Genomic DNA, 19,052 nt, shown 5'->3' with positions numbered 1-19,052 from the left:
CTCCCGCCGCTCCCGCCCCATCGCCCCCTTCTTCCGAACGCTCAACACCCGCACCGCGCACGGCAACCACGCCCGGACCGCGGTCACCCGCGAGAGCCGACACGTCATCACCTTCCGGGTCAACACGGACAAGACGGCCGACCCGGAACCGGAACCGGCGCTTCTGGCCGCCGAGTTCCGCTCTCGCCTCCCCTCCCTGAAGCCGCCCCTAGCCGAGCGGCACGATGTCCGGGGCGCCCAGCCGCGCCGCGTCCGCCGTCAGGTCGTCCGGCTGCCGCTGCGACTCCCGCTCGGCCTCCACCCGCTTCTCGTAGTGCTGGACCTCCCGCTCGATCTGGTCCTTGTCCCAGCCGAGGACCGGCGCCATCAGCTCGGCGCACTCCCGGGCGCTGCGCGTGCCCCGGTCGAAGGTCTCGATGGAGATGCGGGTGCGCCGCGTCAGGACGTCGTCGAGGTGCCGGGCGCCCTCGTGGGAGGCGGCGTAGACGACCTCGGCCCGCAGGTAGTCGTCCGCACCGGGCAGCGGCTCACCCAGCGTCGGGTCCGCGGTGACCAGTTCGAGCACCTCCTCGGCCAGCGAGCCGTAACGATTCAACAGGTGCTCCACGCGCACGACATGCAGGCCCGTGCGCGCGGCGATCCTCGCGCGGGCGTTCCACAGCGCCTTGTAGCCCTCGGCGCCGACCAGCGGGATGTCCTCCGTGACGCAGTCGGCGACGCGCTGGTCGAGGCCGTGCACCGCCTCGTCGACGGCGTCCTTGGCCATCACGCGGTACGTCGTGTACTTGCCGCCCGCGACGACCACGAGCCCGGGGGCCGGGTGCGCGACCGTGTGCTCGCGGGACAGCTTGCTCGTGGCGTCGGACTCCCCGGCGAGCAGCGGCCTCAGGCCCGCGTACACCCCCTGGACGTCGTCGCGGGAGAGCGGGACCGCGAGCACCGAGTTCACGTGCTCCAGGAGGTAGTCGATGTCGGCGCTGGAGGCGGCCGGGTGCGCCTTGTCGAGGTCCCAGTCCGTGTCGGTCGTCCCCACGATCCAGTGGCGTCCCCACGGGATGACGAACAGGACGCTCTTCTCGGTGCGCAGGATCAGGCCGGTCGTCGAGTTGATCCGGTCCTTGGGCACGACCAGGTGGATGCCCTTGGACGCCCTGACGTGGAACTGGCCGCGCTCGCCGACCATCGCCTGGGTGTCGTCCGTCCACACGCCCGTGGCGTTCACGACCTGCTTGGCGCGGATCTCGTACTCCCCGCCGCCCTCCACGTCCTGCACCCGGGCGCCGACGACCCGCTCGCCCTCGCGCAGGAAGCCGGTGACCCGCGCGCGGTTGGCGACCTTCGCGCCGTACGCCGACGCGGTGCGCACCAGCGTGGCGACATAGCGGGCGTCGTCCATCTGCGCGTCGTAGTACTGCATCGCGCCGATGAGGGCGTCCTTCTTCAGGCAGGGGGCCACGCGCAGAGCGTGGCGGCGCGTCAGATGGCGGTGCACGGGCAGACCGCGGCCGTGCCCCCGGGACATCGACATGGCGTCGTAGAGCGCGACGCCCGATCCCGCGTACAGCCTCTCCCAGCCCTTGTGCTGCAAGGGGTAGAGGAACGGCACCGGCTTCACGAGGTGCGGGGCGAGCCGCTCCAGGAGCAGGCCGCGCTCCTTCAGCGCCTCGCGCACGAGGGCGAAGTCGAGCATCTCCAGATAACGCAGCCCGCCGTGGATCAGCTTGCTCGACCGGCTGGAGGTGCCCGACGCCCAGTCCCGCGCCTCGACCAGGCCGGTGGACAGGCCGCGGGTCACCGCGTCGAGGGCCGTCCCCGCGCCGACCACGCCCGCGCCCACGACCAGGATGTCCAGCTCCCGGTCCGCCATTCCCGCAAGTGACTCGGCACGCTCCGCCGGCCCCAGTGTCGCTGTCCTCACCGCTGCCTCCCGTTGAGATCGGGTGTGGTCGGACTCACATCATGCCCAGATTTCCCCGTCGCCCGCTGATCGCGACCCCAGCCTGTGGACAACACTCCGGAGCTCCGCACGGCACAATGCCGCATATCGGTCATATTTACTCCTAGTCTGACATTGCGCTGGTCCGCCTTGTCCACAGGGCTTGCGCACTCGTCCCGGTCCGGCTATTGGGAGGACGGCCCACCGCCATGCCCGCAGATCTCGCTGTCATCGGTCTCGGCCACCTCGGCCTGCCCCTCGCGCAGGCCGCCGTCGCACACGGCATCGCCACCATCGGCTACGACCCCGTCCGCGCCGCCGACCTGGCCGGCGGGCGCCTGCCCAACGACGGCGCCGAGGGCACCCTCACCGCCGCCGACGTCCGCCGGATGCTCTCCAGGGGCTTCGTGCCCACCAGCAACCCGGTCGAGCTCGGCCGGGTCCGTACCGCCGTCATCTGCGCCCCCACTCCGCCGGCCGCCGACCGCTCGCTCGACCTGAGCCAGGTGGCCGAGGCGGCACGGGCGCTGGCCGCACGGCTGCGCCCGCACACGACCGTGATCCTGGAGTCACCCGCGTACCCGGGAGCCACCGAGGAATTCCTGCGCCCCATCCTCGAAGCGGGCTCGGGCCTGCGCGCCGGACGCGACTTCCACCTCGCCCACTCCCCCGGCCGCCTCGACCCCGGCAACCGCACCCACGGCTACGCCGGCACCCCCAAGGTCATCGGAGGCCTCACCCCGGCCTGCACCGAGTCGGCCGCCGCCTTCTACGGCCGCCTCACCGACAAGGTCGTCCGCGCCCGCGGCCCCCGCGAGGCCGAGACCGTGCACCTCCTGGAGACCAACTACCGGCACGTGAACATGGCCCTGGTCAACGAGATGGCGGTCCTCTGCCACGACCTCGGCATCGACCTGTGGGACGTCATCCGCTGCGCCGAGACCAAGCCCTTCGGCTTCCAGGCCTTCCGCCCGGGACCCGGCGTCGGCGGCCACGGCGTCCCGCTCGACATCCCGACGCCCGCCCGCGGCACCCGCCCCCTGCGCATGGTCGAGCTGGCCCAGCAGGTCAACGACCGCATGCCCCAGTACGTGATCCAGCGCGCCGCGACCCTGCTCAACGAACACGGCAAGTCCGCCCGCGGCGCCCGCGTGCTCCTCCTCGGCGTCACCTACAAGCCCGACATCGCCGACCAGCAGGGCGCCCCCGCCCAGGAGGTCGCCACCCGCCTGATGGAGCTCGGCGCGGCCGTCAGCTACCACGACCCGCACGTCCCCAACTGGAGCGTGCTCGGCCGCCCCGTCCCGCGCGCCGACTCCCTCTACGAGGCGGCGGCCGACGCCGACCTCACGATCCTGCTCCAGCACCACCGCACGTACGACCTCCAGGGCCTCGCCGTGAAGGCGCAGCTGCTCCTGGACACCCGGGGCGCGACCCCGGCGGGCGCCGCGCACCGGCTGTGACGACGAAGACGACGGAAGGGCCCCGGTACCGAGTACCGAGGCCCTTCGTCGTGCGTGACTTTCCCGCGTACGGTCCGTCAGCGCTTGTGCTGGGCGTCCGCGACCGTCACCTCGACGCGCTGGAACTCCTTGAGCTCGCTGTAGCCCGTCGTCGCCATCGCGCGGCGCAGCGCACCGAAGAAGTTCATCGAGCCGTCCGGGATGTGCGACGGACCCGTGAGGATCTCCTCGGTCGTGCCGACCGTGCCCAGGTCGACCTTCTTGCCGCGCGGCACGTCCTCGTGGACGGCCTCCATGCCCCAGTGGTGGCCCTTGCCGGGCGCGTCCGTGGCGCGGGCCAGCGGGGAGCCCATCATCACGGAGTCGGCACCGCACGCGATGGCCTTGGGCAGGTCGCCGGACCAGCCCACGCCGCCGTCGGCGATGACGTGCACGTACCGGCCGCCGGACTCGTCCATGTAGTCGCGGCGGGCGGCCGCGACGTCGGCGACGGCGGTGGCCATCGGGACCTGGATGCCCAGGACGTTGCGCGTGGTGTGCGCGGCGCCGCCGCCGAAGCCCACCAGGACGCCCGCGGCGCCGGTGCGCATCAGGTGCAGGGCGGCCGTGTAGGTGGCGCAGCCGCCCACGATCACCGGCACGTCCAGCTCGTAGATGAACTGCTTCAGGTTCAGCGGCTCGGCGGCGCCGGAGACGTGCTCGGCGGAGACCGTGGTGCCGCGGATCACGAAGATGTCGACGCCCGCGTCCACGACGGCCTTGGAGAACTCGGCGGTGCGCTGCGGGGAGAGCGCGGCGGCCGTGACGACGCCCGAGTCGCGCACCTCCTTGATGCGCTGCCCGATGAGGTCGGCCTTGATCGGCGCGGAGTAGATCTCCTGGAGGCGGCGGGTGGCGTTCTCCGGGGCCAGCTCGGCGATCTCGTCGAGCAGCGGCTGCGGGTCCTCGTGCCGCGTCCACAGGCCCTCGAGGTTCAGCACGCCGAGGCCGCCGAGCTCACCGATGCGGATGGCGGTCTGCGGCGAGACCACGGAGTCCATGGGAGCGGCCAGGAAGGGCAGCTCGAAGCGGTAGGCGTCGATCTGCCACGCGATCGAGACCTCCTTCGGGTCGCGGGTGCGCCGGCTCGGAACGACGGCGATGTCGTCGAAGGCGTACGCGCGGCGGCCGCGCTTGCCGCGCCCGATCTCGATCTCAGTCACGTTGTGGGGCCTTTCCCTCTTGGTCTGCCTGTCCAGTATCCCCGACACGCGTGGAAGGGGCGGCCCCGGTGACCCGGGACCGCCCCTCCACGCGCGCGTGGCGGCGGACGACTACTTGCTGCGGCTGTAGTTCGGCGCCTCGACGGTCATCTGGATGTCGTGCGGGTGGCTCTCCTTGAGGCCCGCCGACGTGATGCGGACGAAGCGGCCGTTGGCCTGCAGGTCCGGGACGGTGCGCCCGCCCACGTAGAACATCGACTGGCGCAGCCCGCCCACCAGCTGGTGGACGACCGCCGAGAGCGGGCCCCGGTAGGGAACCTGGCCCTCGATGCCCTCGGGCACCAGCTTCTCGTCGGAGGCGACGCCCTCCTGGAAGTAGCGGTCCTTGGAGAAGGACTTCTGCTCGCCGCGCGACTGCATGGCGCCGAGCGAGCCCATGCCGCGGTACGACTTGAACTGCTTGCCGTTGATGAAGAGCAGCTCTCCGGGGGACTCCTCGCAGCCGGCGAGCAGCGAACCCAGCATGACGGTGTCCGCGCCGGCGACGAGCGCCTTGGCGATGTCTCCGGAGTACTGCAGGCCGCCGTCGCCGATGACCGGGACACCGGCCTCCTTGGCGGCGAGCGACGCCTCGTAGATGGCCGTGACCTGCGGCACACCGATGCCGGCCACGACGCGCGTCGTACAGATGGAGCCCGGACCGACGCCGACCTTGATGCCGTCGACGCCCGAGTCGATGAGCGCCTGGGCGCCGTCACGGGTGGCGATGTTGCCGCCGATGACGTCGACGCCCGGGGCGTCCGACTTGATCTTGGCGACCATGTCGCCGACCAGGCGGGAGTGGCCGTGCGCGGTGTCGACGACGATGAAGTCGACGCCCGCGGCGACCAGCGCCTGGGCGCGCTCGAAGGCGTCGCCCGCGACACCGACGGCGGCGCCGACGAGGAGGCGGCCCTCCTTGTCCTTCGCGGCGTTCGGGTACTTCTCGGCCTTCACGAAGTCCTTGACCGTGATGAGGCCCTTGAGCACGCCCGCGTCGTCGACCAGCGGCAGCTTCTCGATCTTGTGGCGGCGCAGCAGCTCCATGGCGTCCACGCCGGAGATGCCGACCTTGCCGGTGACCAGCGGCATCGGCGTCATGACCTCGCGCACCTGGCGGGAGCGGTCCGACTCGAAGGCCATGTCGCGGTTGGTGACGATGCCGAGCAGCTTGCCGGCCGCGTCCGTGACCGGGACGCCGCTGATGCGGAACTTCGCGCAGATCGCGTCGGCCTCGGCCAGCGTCGCGTCCGGGTGCACCGTGATCGGGTCGGTGACCATGCCGGACTCGGAGCGCTTGACCAGGTCGACCTGGTTGGCCTGGTCGGCGATGGAGAGGTTGCGGTGCAGCACACCGACGCCGCCCTGCCGCGCCATGGCGATCGCCATGCGGGACTCGGTGACCTTGTCCATCGCCGCGGACAGCAGCGGGACGTTCACCCGGACGTTCTTCGAGACGAGCGAGGAAGTGTCGATCTGGTCGGGCGCCATGTCCGACGCGCCCGGCAGCAGCAGCACGTCGTCGTAGGTCAGCCCGAGTGTCGCGAATTTATCGGGCACTCCGTCGACGTTTGCAGTCATGACACCTTCCCCAAATGGCCTTGATCGGTGCGGATGTCCATGCTAACGGGATCCGGAGGTGTCTCATTCCACGATCAAGATCATCGAGAAGCTTTGTACGTTCGTACGGCTCCGCTACTGCTCCGCGAGCGCCCGCAACCGGCTCAGCGCGCGGTGCTGGGCGACGCGCACCGCGCCGGGTGACATCCCCAACATCTGCCCGGTCTCCTCGGCCGTGAGGCCGACGGCGATCCTGAGCAGCAGCAGCTCGCGCTGGTTCTCCGGAAGGTTGGCGAGGAGCTTCTTGGCCCACTCGGCGTCACTGCTGAGCAGCGCCCGCTCCTCCGGGCCGAGCGAGTCGTCGGGCCGCTCGGGCATCTCGTCCGACGGCACGGCGGTCGATCCCGGATGCCGCATCGCCGCACGCTGCAGGTCGGCCACCTTGTGCGCCGCGATGGCGAAGACGAACGCCTCGAAGGGGCGCCCGGTGTCCTTGTAGCGCGGCAGCGCGAGCAGCACCGCGACGCAGACCTCCTGGGCCAGGTCCTCCACGAAGTGCCGCGCGTCACCCGGCAGTCGGGACAGGCGGGTGCGGCAGTAGCGCAGCGCCAGCGGGTGGACGTGTGCGAGAAGGTCGTGCGTGGCCTGCTCGTCGCCCTCCACGGCGCGACGGACGAGGGCACCGATCACCGTCGTCTTGTCATCGCGCATCGGTCCATGGTGCCTTGACGGCGACTGGTCCGTGGCACCGCGGTCGTAGTTGTGCACTGAAGCGTTATGAGCAGGTGCGCCGGAACTCATCTCCTGCGCCCTCCCCTCCCGCTCGATCGACTCGTCCCCGAGGAACTCCACACCTCAAGGATGCGGCATCGGCGACGAAACAAGCAGCGGCGGGCATCCGTCACCCCGCCCACCACGCGGCGGGCGGGGAATGCCGTGCCCCCGCGGCGGCACACTTAGCGGACCAGGCCCCAGCGGAAGCCCAGCGCCACCGCGTGCGCCCGGTCCGAGGCACCGAGCTTCTTGAACAGGCGCCTGGCGTGCGTCTTCACCGTGTCCTCGGAGAGGAAGAGCTCGCGCCCGATCTCCGCGTTCGACCGGCCGTGGCTCATGCCTTCGAGCACCTGGATCTCGCGCGCGGTGAGCGTGGGGGCGGCGCCCATCTCGGCCGAGCGCAGCCTGCGCGGGGCGAGCCGCCAGGTCGGGTCGGCGAGCGCCTGGGTGACGGTCGCGCGCAGCTCGGCGCGCGAGGCGTCCTTGTGCAGATAGCCGCGGGCACCGGCGGCGACGGCGAGCGCGACCCCGTCCAGGTCCTCGGCGACGGTGAGCATGATGATGCGCGCACCGGGGTCGGCGGACAGGAGCCGCCGGACGGTCTCCACGCCGCCCAGACCGGGCATGCGTACGTCCATCAGAATCAGGTCCGAGCGGTCGGCGCCCCAGCGGCGGAGGACTTCCTCGCCGTTGGCCGCCGTCGTCACACGCTCTACGCCGGGCACGGTCGCGACCGCGCGGCGGAGCGCCTCTCGGGCAAGCGGGGAGTCGTCACAGACAAGGACCGATGTCATGACTGTCCTCCGCGGCTCTCACAGCTGCTGCGCGTCACCTTGAGCCTCCAGGCTGGTACATATTCGTCACCTGTGCGGTTGACGCTCTCGGACACCTGCCCGAGCGCTTGTTCTTTCAACCGCCTCGCACTCTCAACGACGGTCACCCGAAAGAGTTACGGGGCGATCGGCCACCTTCGGCACTCTACGTGAGGGCCCGGACACAGCGCAGAGAGCGCGGCAGACCCTCAACCTTTCATCACAAGCTATGCCCCATTTAGCGGCATTTCTTCCCTTTTCCTGGTGTCTGTGGCTAGATTCGCAATGAGTCATATTTTCATCTCCTTAGACAGTAGATGTACCGTCATCGGCACCGTATCCGCGTCAGAACGGCTTCAAGGGGACCAGCAATGGCAGATTTCTCCCGCCTTCCCGGACCGAACGCAGATCTCTGGGACTGGCAGCTCCTCGCGGCCTGCCGTGGGGTCGACAGCTCGCTCTTCTTCCACCCGGAGGGCGAGCGCGGAGCGGCGCGCAGTGCACGTGAGAACTCCGCCAAGGAGGTCTGCATGCGGTGCCCGGTGCGCGCGGAGTGCGCGGCGCACGCGCTCGCGGTGCGCGAACCGTACGGCGTGTGGGGCGGCCTGACCGAGGACGAGCGCGAGGAACTCATGGGCCGCGCGCGCCACCGCCTGGTCACGGCCTCGGCGCCGGCGGGCAGAGCCGCCGTGTCACACGGCTGAAGGAACGTTTCTTCGAAAGGACGCGGAGGCGGGTCCCCCGCCCCTCCGTCAGCGGGCCGCGGCCCGCGCGAGGTGGTCCAGCGTGGCGGCGACGGCCGGCACCTGGGCCAGGTCCGGCAGGGTGAGCGCGACGATCTCCCGCCGCACCGCGGGCTCCACCGTCACGGTGCGTGCACCCCTGGGGCGCACCGGCTCGATGGCGAGCTCGGGCAGCACCGCCACCCCGAGGCCCGCGCCGACGAGACCGATCACCGCCGGGTAGTCGTCGGTCGCGAAGTCGATCCGGGGCACGAAGCCCGCGCTCTCGCAGACCTCCACCAGCTGCCTGCGGCAGCGGGGACAGCCCGCGATCCACGGCTCGTCGGCGAGCTCGCCCATCGTGACCGCCGCCGCCTCGGCGAGCCGGTGCCCCTCGGGCACGAGGCCGACGAGGCGGTCCGCGAGCAGGGGGCGCACGACGAGGTCGTCCCACTCCTCCGCGGCGGTCGCCCCCTCGTACCGGAACGCGAGCGCCACGTCGCAGTCGCCCTCGCGCAGCATCTCCACCGAGCGCGGCGGCTCGGCCTCCACGAGGGAGACGCGGGTGCCCGGGTGGGCCGCGCGCAGCGCCGCGAGCGCGCCCGGGACGAGCGTCGAGCTGCCGCTGGGGAAGGAGACGAGCCGGACCCGGCCCGCGCGCAGGCCCGCGATGGCGGCGACCTCCTCCTCGGCGGCGGTGAGCCCGGCGAGGATGCCCGCGGCGTGCCGGACCAGGGCCTCGCCCGCCTGCGTCAGGCGCATCTCGCGGCCCGTGCGGATCAGGAGCGGGGTGCCGGTCGAGGCTTCGAGGGCCTTCATCTGCTGGCTGACCGCGGGCTGGGTGCAGCCGAGCTCGCGGGCCGCGGCCGAGAACGAGCCGGTGGCGGCCACGGCGCGCAGGACACGGAGATGACGGGCCTCGATCATGAGACGAGCATAAGCGACGCTTGGGAATGAAGCGAAATATCACGTCGCGGCTTTGAGATCGGCGGGCATAGCCTTCCCGCATGGAGCTTCTTTCGGTAAACGTGGGCCGCCCCAAGGCCGTCGAGTACTCCGACGCGCCCGCCGGCACAGGCATCGACAAACAGCCCGTCGAGGGCCCGGTCCGGGTGACCGCGCCCGGCCCCAAGGGCGTCTCCGGGAGCGGCCTCGCCGGTGACGCCATCTGCGACCTGCGCCACCACGGCGGCTACGACCAGGCGGTGTACGCGTACGCACGCGAGGACCTCGACGTCTGGGAGCGCGAGCTGGGCCGGCCCCTGTCCTGCGGCGTCTTCGGCGAGAACCTCACGACGTCGGGCGTGGACGTGAACGGCGCGAAGATCGGCGAGCGCTGGCGGATCGGCCCCGACCTGGTCCTGGAGGTGACGAGCGGCCGCATCCCCTGCCGTACGTTCCAGGGCCACCTGGACGAGAAGGGGTGGATGAAGCGGTTCACCCGGCAGTGCGCGCCCGGCGCCTATCTGCGGGTGATCGAACCGGGCGAGATCCGGGCCGGAGACACCGTCGAGATCGTGCGCCGGCCCGAGCACGAGGTGACCGTCGCCCTCTACTTCCGGGCCGTCACCACGGAGCAGGAGCTGCTGCCCCGTCTGCTGGCGGCGGGCGACGCGCTGCACCCCGAGGCGACCGAGCGCGCGCACACGTACGTGGCGAAGTACGCGCAACACAGCGGTCACTAGATCTCACTAGCCTTGGCGCATGACTACGGCTCTGATTACGGGATCAACCGCCGGCATCGGCGCCGCCTTCGCGCGGCGCCTCGCCGGTGACGGGCACAACCTCGTTCTGGTGGCGCGCGACACCAAGCGACTGCGGGACCAGGCGACCGAACTGCACGACCGGCACGGCATCGAGGCGGAGGTGCTGACCGCGGACCTCGCCACGGACGAGGGCATCGAGGCCGTCGAGCAGCGCCTGGGCAACCGCAGGGACCCGGTCGACCTCCTGATCAACAACGCCGGATTCGGCAACAAGGGCCGTTACCTGGAGGTCTCGCTCGCCGACGAGCTGACCATGCTCAAGGTGCACTGCGAGGCGGTGCTCCGGCTGACGTCGGCGGCGACGCGGTCGATGCGGGAGCGCGGCCGCGGCGGCGTCGTGAACGTGGCGTCGGTGGCGGCGTTCGTGCCGCGCGGGACGTACGGCGCCTCGAAGGCGTGGGTCGTGCAGTTCACGCAGGGCGCGGCGAAGGACCTGGCCGGCTCCGGGGTGCGGCTGATGGCGCTGTGCCCCGGCTTCGTACGGACCGAGTTCCACCAGCGCGCCGGGATGGGCACGTCCAACATCCCGGGCTGGATGTGGCTCGACGCGGACAAGCTGGTCACGACCGCGCTGGCGGACCTCTCGCGCGGCAAGACCCTGTCGGTGCCGGACCCGCGCTACAAGGCGCTGATGGGCGTGGTGAAGGTGGCGCCGAGGGGCCTGCTCGGCGGCATCACGTCGAAGACGGGACGCAAGTACGGCCCGCAGTAGGAAGCGGACGCGCGGCCGAAAAGGACCGAGGCCCGGCTCCCCGCGAAGGGGAGCCGGGCCTCGGTCACCGTTCGAGCCGGGCGCGGCGGGTCAGTGCGCGTGGCCGTGACCGTGGCCGTGACCGGCCTCGGCCTCTTCCTCGGCCGGCTTCTCGACGACCAGGGTCTCGGTCGTGAGGAGCAGCGACGCGATGGACGCGGCGTTCTCCAGGGCGGAGCGGGTGACCTTGACCGGGTCGATGACGCCGGCCTTGACCAGGTCGCCGTACTCGCCGGTGGCGGCGTTGAAGCCGAAGCCCTTGTCGAGCTCGGCGACCTTCGAGGTGATGACGTAGCCCTCGAGGCCGGCGTTCTCGGCGATCCAGCGCAGCGGCTCGACGGCGGCGCGGCGGACGACCGCCACACCGGTGGCCTCGTCGCCGTCCTTGCCGAGGTTGCCCTCGAGGACCTTGACGGCGTGGACCAGCGCGGAGCCACCACCGGAGACGATGCCCTCCTCGACCGCGGCGCGGGTCGCGGAGATGGCGTCCTCCAGACGGTGCTTCTTCTCCTTCAGCTCCACCTCGGTGGCGGCGCCGACCTTGATGACGCACACGCCGCCGGCCAGCTTCGCGAGGCGCTCCTGGAGCTTCTCGCGGTCCCAGTCGGAGTCCGTGGCCTCGATCTCGGCCTTGATCTGGGCGACGCGGCCCTCGACGTCGGCGCTGTTGCCGCCGCCGTCGACGATCGTCGTGTCGTCCTTGGTGATGGTGACGCGGCGGGCGGTGCCGAGCACGTCCAGGCCGACCTGGTCGAGCTTGAGGCCGACCTCCTCGGCGATGACGGTGCCGCCGGTGAGGGTGGCCATGTCGCCGAGCATCGCCTTGCGGCGGTCGCCGAAGCCGGGGGCCTTCACCGCGACGGCGTTGAAGGTGCCGCGGATCTTGTTCACGACGAGGGTCGAGAGGGCCTCGCCCTCGACGTCCTCGGCGATGATCAGGAGCGGCTTCGAGGAGTTGGCCTGGATGACCTTCTCCAGCAGCGGCAGCAGGTCCTGGATCGAGGAGATCTTGCCCTGGTGGATCAGGATGTACGGGTCGTCGAGGACGGCCTCCATACGCTCCTGGTCGGACACCATGTACGGCGACAGGTAGCCCTTGTCGAAGGCCATGCCCTCGGTGAAGTCCAGCTCCAGACCGAAGGTGTTGGACTCCTCGACGGTGATGACACCGTCCTTGCCGACCTTGTCCATCGCCTCGGCGATGAGCTCGCCGACCTGCGGGTCCTGGGCGGACAGACCGGCGACGGCCGCGATGTCGGCCTTGTCGTCGATCGGACGGGCGGTGGCGAGGAGTTCCTCGGAGACGGCCGCGACGGCGGCGTCGATGCCCTTCTTCAGGGCGGCCGGGGAGGCGCCGGCGGCGACGTTGCGCAGGCCTTCCTTGACCAGGGCCTGGGCGAGCACGGTGGCGGTGGTGGTGCCGTCACCCGCGATGTCGTTGGTCTTGGTCGCCACCTCCTTCACCAGCTGGGCACCGAGGTTCTCGTACGGGTCCTCGACCTCGACCTCACGGGCGATGGTGACGCCGTCGTTGGTGATGGTCGGAGCGCCGAACTTCTTGTCGATGACGACGTTGCGGCCGCGGGGGCCGATCGTCACCTTGACCGTGTCGGCAAGCTTGTTGACGCCGCGCTCAAGGGCGCGACGGGCGTCCTCGTCGAACTTCAGGATCTTCGCCATGGGAGCGATTCAGCCCTCTCGAAAACTCGGGTGAACGAACTGCGCCCCTCGCCGCCCGGCAATCAGCGGGGTGACCAGGGGCGCAGCTCAGAAAAGCAAATCTGCTGGGTGAATTACTTCTCGACGATCGCGAGCACGTCGCGGGCCGAGAGGACGAGGTACTCGTCGCCGTTGTACTTCACCTCGGTGCCGCCGTACTTGCTGTACAGCACGACATCGCCGACCTTGACGTCGAGCGGCAGGCGCTCGCCGTTCTCGAAGCGGCCCGGGCCCACGGCGAGGACGGCGCCCTCCTGGGGCTTCTCCTTCGCGGTGTCCGGAATGACCAGGCCGGAGGCCGTGGTCTGCTCGGCGTCGAGCGGCTGGACCACAATGCGGTCCTCGAGCGGCTTGATGGCAACCTTGGAGCTGGCGGTCGTCACGATCCGGTCTCCCCCTTCGGAGATCTCACGGGGTTAAGAGTCTGAGGTGTGGCGACCAGGTGGATCCGTCGTCGCGGGTGCCGGACCTGCCCGTCGCTGTTGGCACTCTCCAGTGGGGAGTGCCAGAAGCGAGACTAGGACGGGGATTAGCACTCGGTCAAGCGGAGTGCCAATCGACTGCGTCGGTTCAGGGGGGCGGGGTGCCCCGCGCCGGGGTGGGCGGCCTCTTGCCCCTGTCGGGGCAGCGGGTTCTCGGAGGGCTCGGTTCTCCCGCTGCCGGCCGTGGCGGACTCTCCGCGATGCGCCGGCGTCCCGGTTCCTCGTGCTCGGCACCGGGGGCCGTGCCCACCCGTTCCGCCGTGCGGAACGCCTGCCCACAGCGATGGGGGGCTCCTGGGTGGCCCGTCGACTTTCGTGCCGGGAGTTTCTGTGCCGCCTTGCGGCCCAGCCTCTCGATCGGGTCCACCGATTCCCCGCAGCCCGTGAGCAGGGCGGGCGCGAGTACGCCGCAGAGCAGGGCCCCGGCGAGGAGGCGGCGGCGCGCTCGCGCCCGGGGGGTCACAGGTAGTCCTCCAGCCTGGCCACCGCGTACCCCTTGTCCGTGACCGTCTTCATGACCTTGCGGACCATGTCGGGCATGGTGCCCTTCCAGTCCTCGCGGCCCCGGAAGTGCGTGAGGATGATGTCGCCGGGGTGCAGGTCCCGGTCCCACTCGCGCCACTCCATGTGGTCGGCGAAGCCCTCCGACGCCCACAGCGGGACCGCCTTGACGCCGCAGGACTTGGCGGCGCGCAGGGTGTCGGCGTTGTAGTTGCCGTAGGGCGGCCGGAAGAGTTCGGGGCGCTTGCCGTAGCGCTTCTCGATGGTGTCCTGCATGCCGCAGATCTCGCGGCGCTGCGCCTCGTACGAAAGTCCGGGCAGGTAGCGGTGGTTGAGCGTGTGGTTGTTCAGGGAGACACCGCGGTCCTGCATCTTCTTGAAGTAGCCGTAGTCCTCCTTGACCAGGTAGTCGCTGAGGAACGCCGTGTACGGGATCCGCAGCTCGCTCATCATCCTGAGCAGCTCCGGGTCCTTCTCGGCGCCGTCGTCGATGGTGAGGAAGACGACCTTGTCCTTGGTGGGGACGGTCGTGAAGACGGGCGGCAGGCTCGCCTGGCCCTTCACCTCGAAGCCCTTGCGGGTGGTGATCCGCGGCTTGGTCCTCGGCGCGGGCGGCGCGGCCAGCGGGGTGGCGGCCAGGCCCCAGCGCTTGGCGGCCGCGGCCCGCGCGGCCTGGGCGGCGGCGAGCTTCTGGGCGTAGGAGTCGAGGGCGCGGGCGGGCGGGGCCTGCAGCGGCTGCTGGCCGTGGGCCGGCTTGACCGCGTCCGAGTCGGCGCCGGAGGCACAGCCCGACGCGATCGCGGCGACGACGAGGACGGCCAGCGCGACACGCGTCTGGTTCTTCCGTCTTCTGGCGGATTCTTCCTTTTGTCGTACTAGTTGCATGGCGCCGGATCCTCGCAGCTCACGCCCCCTTCGGGGGGCCGACACCGCCACCGGCCGCGCACCATCCACCGACTGGCCCACAATGGGGCGGGTGAACGACCCGAACACGCCGAGCGGCCGCGACGCCGGCCTCGACGACCCCCTCGCCGCCTTCGCCGCCCTCCGCACCGAGGAGGGCCGCGCCCTGCTCGACGAGGTGCGGGACGTCGATCCCGCGCAGGAGCTCGCCGCCGCGACCCGGCTGCGCCGCGAGCACCCGGCGCCGCTGGTCTCCGCGGCACTGGCGCAGGCGCGGCTGCGGCAGCGGGCCGCGGCGAAGTTCGGCGCCGAGGACGCGGCCCTGATGTTCTTCACGCCGAACGGCGTCGAGCAGGCGACGCGCACGTCCGTCGCCGCGTACCGCGCCGAGCGCTTCAAGGCCCTCGGCGTACGCACCCTCGCCGACCTCTGCTGCGGCATCGGCGGCGACGCCATCGCCCTGGCGCGGGCCGGGGTCTCCGTGCTCGCCGTCGACCGGGACCCGCTGACCTGCGCGGTCGCCCGCGCGAACGCCGAGGCGCTCGGGCTCGCCGAGCTGATCGAGGTCCGCGAGGCCGACGTCACCGACGTGGACACCTCGGCGCACGACGCGGTGTTCGTCGACCCGGCCCGGCGCTCCGCCAAGCGCGGCCGCATCTTCGACCCCGAGGCCTACTCCCCGCCCCTGTCCTGGGCCGTCGAGGCGGCGCTCAAGGCTCCGCACGCCGCGCTGAAGATCGCGCCGGGCATTCCGCACGAGGCGGTCCCCGCCGAGGCGGAGGCCGAGTGGATCTCGGACGGCGGCGACGTGAAGGAGGCGGTGCTGTGGTTCGGCACGGGCGCGCCCGCCTCGCACCGCGCGACGCTGCTGCCCGGCGGCGCCTCCCTGTGGACCTCGCTCGCCACGATGCCGCCCGACCCCGAAGTGCGTTCCGTGGGGCGCTACTTGTACGAGCCGGACGGCGCCGTCATCCGCGCCCATCTGGTCGCCCGGGTGGCCGAGGAGGTGGCGGGCGGGCTGATCGACGAGACCATCGCCTACGTCACCTCCGACGAGCACCACCGCACCGCGTACGCCACCGCGTACGAGATCACCGACCGGCTCCCCTTCAACGTCAAGAAGTTGAAGGCCCTGCTGCGGGAGCGGGAGGTCGGCATCCTGACGGTGAAGAAGCGGGGCTCGGCCGTCGAGCCGGAGGAACTGCGCCGCAAGGTGAAGCCGCAGGGGAGGAACGCGGCCACCGTCTTCCTGACGCGGGTGGCGGGGGCGCCGACGATGCTGGTCGGCCACCCGGCCCCGTAAGGGGCGCGGGGAACCGCGCGACGAGCCCCCACGGCCCGCGGAGCGGGAACGCCCTCGCAGCGGGCCTCAGCAGCCGTCCGCCCGCGCCCGCAGCAACCCCCGCTCCCGCTCGTTGCGCGCCAGTGCCGCCGCCCGTTCGAACTCCGCACGCGCCTCGGCCCGGCGGCCGAGCCGCTCCAGCAGGTCCCCCCGCACGCTGGGCAGCAAGTGGTAGTCCCGCAGGGCCGGTTCGGCGGCCAGCGCGTCGACCAGGGCCAGGCCCGCCTCGGGGCCCCGCGCCATCGCGACCGCGACCGCGCGGTTCAGCTCGACGACCGGGGACGGCGTGCGGGCCGCGAGGAGGTCGTAGAGCGCGGCGATCTGCCGCCAGTCGGTCTCCTCGTACGTGTGCGCGTGGGCGTGACAGGCGGCGATCGCGGCCTGGAGGGCGTACGGACCGAGGGGGCCGTCCGCGGTGCTCTGGGCGCGGGCGAGGGCGGCGAATCCGCGCCGGATCAGCATCTGGTTCCAGCGGGTCCGGCTCTGGTCCTTGAGCAGCACGGGCTCGCCGGAGGGGCCCGTGCGGGCGGCCGAGCGCGACGCCTGGAGCTCCAGGAGCGCGGCCAGGCCGTGCACTTCGGGCTCCTTGGGCATGAGGCCCGCGAGCACCCGGGCGAGCCGCAGGGCGTCCTCGCACAGGGCCGGGCGCAGCCAGTCGTCGCCCGCCGTGGCGGCGTACCCCTCGTTGAAGATGAGGTAGATGACCTCCAGGACCGAGCCGAGGCGGGCCTCGCGGTCCGGGCCGTAGGGGACCTCGAAGGCGACGGCCTTGGCGGCCAGGGTGCGCTTGGCCCGCGAGATCCGCTGGGCCACGGTCGGCTCCGGCGTGAGCACGGCGCGGGCGATCTCCGCGGTGGTCAGGCCGCCGAGCAGACGCAGGGTGAGCGCCACGCGGGCCTCCGTGGAGAGCACCGGGTGGCAGGCGGTGAAGACGAGGCGCAGGAGGTCGTCGTCGATGGCGTCGGGATCGGCGGGCTCGTCCAGGTGGGGCGGCGCGGACTCCAGGTCGCGGCCCATCTCGGCCAGCTTGCGCGCGTAGCGCTCGCGGCGTCTGACGAGGTCGACGGCGCGGCGCCGGGCGGCGGTCATGAGCCAGGCGCCCGGGTTGTCGGGGACGCCCTGCTCGGGCCACTGTTCGAGGGCGGCCACCAGGGCGTCCTGCGCCAGCTCCTCGGCGATGCCGACGTCCCGTACGATCCGCGCGACGCCGGCGATGATGCGCGGCGCCTCCATGCGGAAGACGGTCTCCACGGTGCGGCGGGGGTGCTCCGGAGGGTGGCTCACGGCCACCCATCAGAGCACCCCGGCGCCACGGCCGCAAAGGCGGGGCGTCAGCCCTCGATCTCCCGGACCTCTGCGGTGATCGTCCAGTAGTCCTCGTGGGTCTTCAGGAACCGCTTGGTCCACTCGACGGCCTCGGCCATGTCCTTGGCCTGGCAGATGGAGTAGCCGCCGATGACCTCCTTGGTCTCGGTGAACGGGCCGTCGGTGACGGACAGTTCGCCCTTGTCCCAGGTGACGCGGGCGCCCTCGACGGTCGGGCGCAGGCCCGCGGTGTCGAGCATGACCCCGGCCTTGGTGATCTCTTCGAGCAGCGCGCCCATGCGCTCCTGGAGCTCGGGGCTCGGGCCGCCCTCGGGGGCGTTGTTCTCGTCGATGCGGATCAGCGTCATGTAGCGCGGCATGGTGGTCTCCCATCGGGTGGCGGCGGGGCTTCTCCTCGCCTCTCACCCCTGCGTCGAACGGGAGACGCCCGTTTCGACATCGTCGCCGAGATTCTTTGAACTTTCTTCCGAGGAGTACGTTTCCGCAGGTCGCGGCGGTTTCGTGGCGGAGGTGCGGCGGCCGTGCAGCACCGCGGTGGCCAGTGCGGCCGCGACCAGGAGTCCGGCGGAGACCGCGAAGGCCGCCGCGTGCCCCTCGGCGAGGGCGGCCCGGTCCCGCCCGGCGCCCGTGGCGCTCGCCGCGACGGTGACCAGGACGGCGAGGCCCAGCGAGCCGCCGAGCTGGCGCGAGCTGTTGAGCAGCCCGGAGGCCATGCCGGTCTCCTCGGGGGCGACGCCGCTGGTGGCCGCCGTGCCCAGCGGTACGAAGCACATGCCGATGCCGACGCTCGCGACGAGGGACGGCCCGAGGATCGAGCCGAGGAAGGTTCCGCCCGCCTCGACGGTCAGCGCGAACCACCCGAACCCGGCGGCACCGAGCAGCCCGCCCGCCACGAGCAGCGTCCGCTCGCCGAGCCGCCCCACGGTCCGCGTCGCCACCGTCGACCCGGCCACGACGCCCGCGCAGAACGGCAGGAACGCGGCGCCGGCCGCCGTCGGCCCGTACCCCAGCACCTGCTGGAGGTGGAGCGAGGTGAAGTAGAAGGCGGCGAACTGGCCCGAGGACATCAGCAGCGCGAAGACGTTCGCGGAGAGCACCGGCCGGTGGGCCGTGCCGAGCAGGCCGAGGCGCAGCAGCGGTTCCCGCTTGCGGGCCTCGACGGCGACGAAGGCGGCGAGCAGGACGAGCGCGAGGGCGAGGGTGCCGAGCGTGGTGCCCGAGGCCCAGCCGTACGTCTCCGTGCGCACGAGGCCGAGCACGAGCGCCGCCATGCCGGCCGTGACGAGCAGGGCGCCGGTCACGTCGAGGCGCGGCGCGGGTCCCGTGCGGCGGTCGGCGGGCACCCCGCGGCGGGCGGCGAGCAGCGCGCCGATCACCACGGGGACGTTGATCAGCATCACGGAGCGCCAGCCCACCCAGTCGGTGAGCAGGCCGCCCGCCATGATCCCGACGGCGCCACCGAGCGCGCCGGAGACGCCCCACAGCCCGAGCGCGCGGGAACGGGCGGGCCCCGCCGCGTAGGTGACGGTGATCAGCGCGAGGGCGACCGGGGCGAGCGCCGCCGCGCCGGCGCCCTGCACCGCCCGCGCCGCGATGAGCTGCCCCGGTGTCAGGGCGAGGCCGCCGGCGAGGCTCGCCGCGCCGAAGACGACGAACCCACCGACGAGGGTGCGCCGCCGTCCCGCCAGGTCGGCGAGGCGGCCGCCGAGCATGAGCAGGCCGCCGAAGGCGAGCGCGTAGGCGTTGACGACCCA

General features: G+C 71.9%; 17 protein-coding genes. 5 read left to right on the top strand and 12 right to left on the bottom strand.

The features are described 5' to 3' along the window. Positions 1 to 208: 208 nt before the first annotated feature. Entirely contained in the window at positions 209 to 1,918 is a 1,710-nt protein-coding gene (locus tag AOK22_RS05585; RefSeq protein WP_079036361.1) for a glycerol-3-phosphate dehydrogenase/oxidase, read from the bottom strand. Positions 1,919 to 2,145: 227 nt separating this feature from the next. Here AOK22_RS05585 and AOK22_RS05580 point away from each other — a divergent pair, with 227 nt between their 5' ends. Next, positions 2,146 to 3,399, top strand: a complete 1,254-nt coding sequence (locus AOK22_RS05580; protein ID WP_055697437.1) for a nucleotide sugar dehydrogenase — start codon at positions 2,146 to 2,148, stop codon at positions 3,397 to 3,399. Between the two features lie 77 nt (positions 3,400 to 3,476). Here the strand turns inward: AOK22_RS05580 and AOK22_RS05575 are convergent, their stop codons facing one another. The 4 genes from AOK22_RS05575 to AOK22_RS05560 all read right to left on the bottom strand — a co-directional run bounded on the left by AOK22_RS05575 (position 3,477) and on the right by AOK22_RS05560 (position 7,768). After that, positions 3,477 to 4,601, bottom strand: a complete 1,125-nt coding sequence (locus AOK22_RS05575) for a GuaB3 family IMP dehydrogenase-related protein (RefSeq protein WP_055697436.1) — start codon at positions 4,599 to 4,601, stop codon at positions 3,477 to 3,479. Positions 4,602 to 4,712: 111 nt separating this feature from the next. Then, on the bottom strand, positions 4,713 to 6,221 hold the full coding sequence (gene guaB / locus AOK22_RS05570; RefSeq protein WP_055697435.1) for an IMP dehydrogenase: 1,509 nt from the start codon (positions 6,219 to 6,221) through the stop codon (positions 4,713 to 4,715). A 114-nt stretch (positions 6,222 to 6,335) separates the two neighbouring features. After that, positions 6,336 to 6,911, bottom strand: a complete 576-nt coding sequence (locus tag AOK22_RS05565) for a sigma-70 family RNA polymerase sigma factor (protein ID WP_055697434.1) — start codon at positions 6,909 to 6,911, stop codon at positions 6,336 to 6,338. A gap of 245 nt (positions 6,912 to 7,156) precedes the next feature. Then, on the bottom strand, positions 7,157 to 7,768 hold the full coding sequence (locus AOK22_RS05560) for a response regulator transcription factor (RefSeq protein ID WP_003948568.1): 612 nt from the start codon (positions 7,766 to 7,768) through the stop codon (positions 7,157 to 7,159). 389 nt (positions 7,769 to 8,157) lie between these two features. Here AOK22_RS05560 and AOK22_RS05555 point away from each other — a divergent pair, with 389 nt between their 5' ends. Then, positions 8,158 to 8,490, top strand: coding sequence for a WhiB family transcriptional regulator (locus AOK22_RS05555; protein ID WP_055697433.1), 333 nt, complete (start codon positions 8,158 to 8,160; stop codon positions 8,488 to 8,490). A gap of 48 nt (positions 8,491 to 8,538) precedes the next feature. Here AOK22_RS05555 and AOK22_RS05550 read toward each other — a convergent pair whose 3' ends face one another. After that, complete coding sequence (locus AOK22_RS05550) at positions 8,539 to 9,435, bottom strand: LysR family transcriptional regulator (protein ID WP_055697432.1); 897 nt, start codon at positions 9,433 to 9,435, stop codon at positions 8,539 to 8,541. 80 nt (positions 9,436 to 9,515) lie between these two features. Between AOK22_RS05550 and AOK22_RS05545 the strand changes: the two genes are divergently transcribed. Next, complete coding sequence (locus AOK22_RS05545) at positions 9,516 to 10,193, top strand: MOSC domain-containing protein (protein WP_055697431.1); 678 nt, start codon at positions 9,516 to 9,518, stop codon at positions 10,191 to 10,193. Positions 10,194 to 10,212: 19 nt separating this feature from the next. After that, positions 10,213 to 10,986, top strand: a complete 774-nt coding sequence (locus tag AOK22_RS05540; protein ID WP_055697430.1) for an SDR family NAD(P)-dependent oxidoreductase — start codon at positions 10,213 to 10,215, stop codon at positions 10,984 to 10,986. A 90-nt stretch (positions 10,987 to 11,076) separates the two neighbouring features. On the opposite strand, the gene groL is transcribed toward AOK22_RS05540, so the two are convergent. From groL to AOK22_RS05525, 3 genes are all read right to left on the bottom strand, one after another. Next, positions 11,077 to 12,705, bottom strand: coding sequence for a chaperonin GroEL (gene groL / locus AOK22_RS05535; RefSeq protein ID WP_055697429.1), 1,629 nt, complete (start codon positions 12,703 to 12,705; stop codon positions 11,077 to 11,079). A 113-nt stretch (positions 12,706 to 12,818) separates the two neighbouring features. Then, positions 12,819 to 13,127 carry a co-chaperone GroES gene (groES, locus tag AOK22_RS05530; protein ID WP_006347174.1) on the bottom strand — a complete coding sequence of 103 codons (309 nt, stop codon included), beginning with the start codon at positions 13,125 to 13,127 and terminating at the stop codon, positions 12,819 to 12,821. Between the two features lie 558 nt (positions 13,128 to 13,685). Beyond that, the gene (locus tag AOK22_RS05525) at positions 13,686 to 14,612 is read right to left on the bottom strand and encodes a polysaccharide deacetylase family protein (protein WP_055697428.1); all 927 of its coding nucleotides are present in this window, start codon (positions 14,610 to 14,612) and stop codon (positions 13,686 to 13,688) included. A gap of 82 nt (positions 14,613 to 14,694) precedes the next feature. On the opposite strand from AOK22_RS05525, the gene AOK22_RS05520 reads away from it, so the two are divergent. Then, positions 14,695 to 15,933 carry a class I SAM-dependent methyltransferase gene (locus AOK22_RS05520; RefSeq protein WP_055697427.1) on the top strand — a complete coding sequence of 413 codons (1,239 nt, stop codon included), beginning with the start codon at positions 14,695 to 14,697 and terminating at the stop codon, positions 15,931 to 15,933. Positions 15,934 to 15,999: 66 nt separating this feature from the next. On the opposite strand, the gene AOK22_RS05515 is transcribed toward AOK22_RS05520, so the two are convergent. The 3 genes from AOK22_RS05515 to AOK22_RS05505 form a co-directional block, all read right to left on the bottom strand. After that, a complete protein-coding gene (locus tag AOK22_RS05515; RefSeq protein ID WP_055697439.1) occupies positions 16,000 to 17,205 on the bottom strand; it encodes an RNA polymerase sigma factor in 1,206 nt (401 codons plus the stop codon). Positions 17,206 to 17,303: 98 nt separating this feature from the next. Continuing rightward, on the bottom strand, positions 17,304 to 17,657 hold the full coding sequence (locus tag AOK22_RS05510; RefSeq protein WP_055697426.1) for a YciI family protein: 354 nt from the start codon (positions 17,655 to 17,657) through the stop codon (positions 17,304 to 17,306). 42 nt (positions 17,658 to 17,699) lie between these two features. Continuing rightward, the coding region (locus AOK22_RS05505) for an MFS transporter (protein WP_055697425.1) at positions 17,700 to 19,052 on the bottom strand (1,353 nt) is incomplete at its 5' end.

Origin of the sequence: Streptomyces silaceus, from assembly GCF_001419745.1 — a bacterium.
Lineage (GTDB): Bacteria > Actinomycetota > Actinomycetes > Streptomycetales > Streptomycetaceae > Streptomyces > Streptomyces silaceus.
This window is presented reverse-complemented; position numbering and strand designations above follow the sequence as displayed.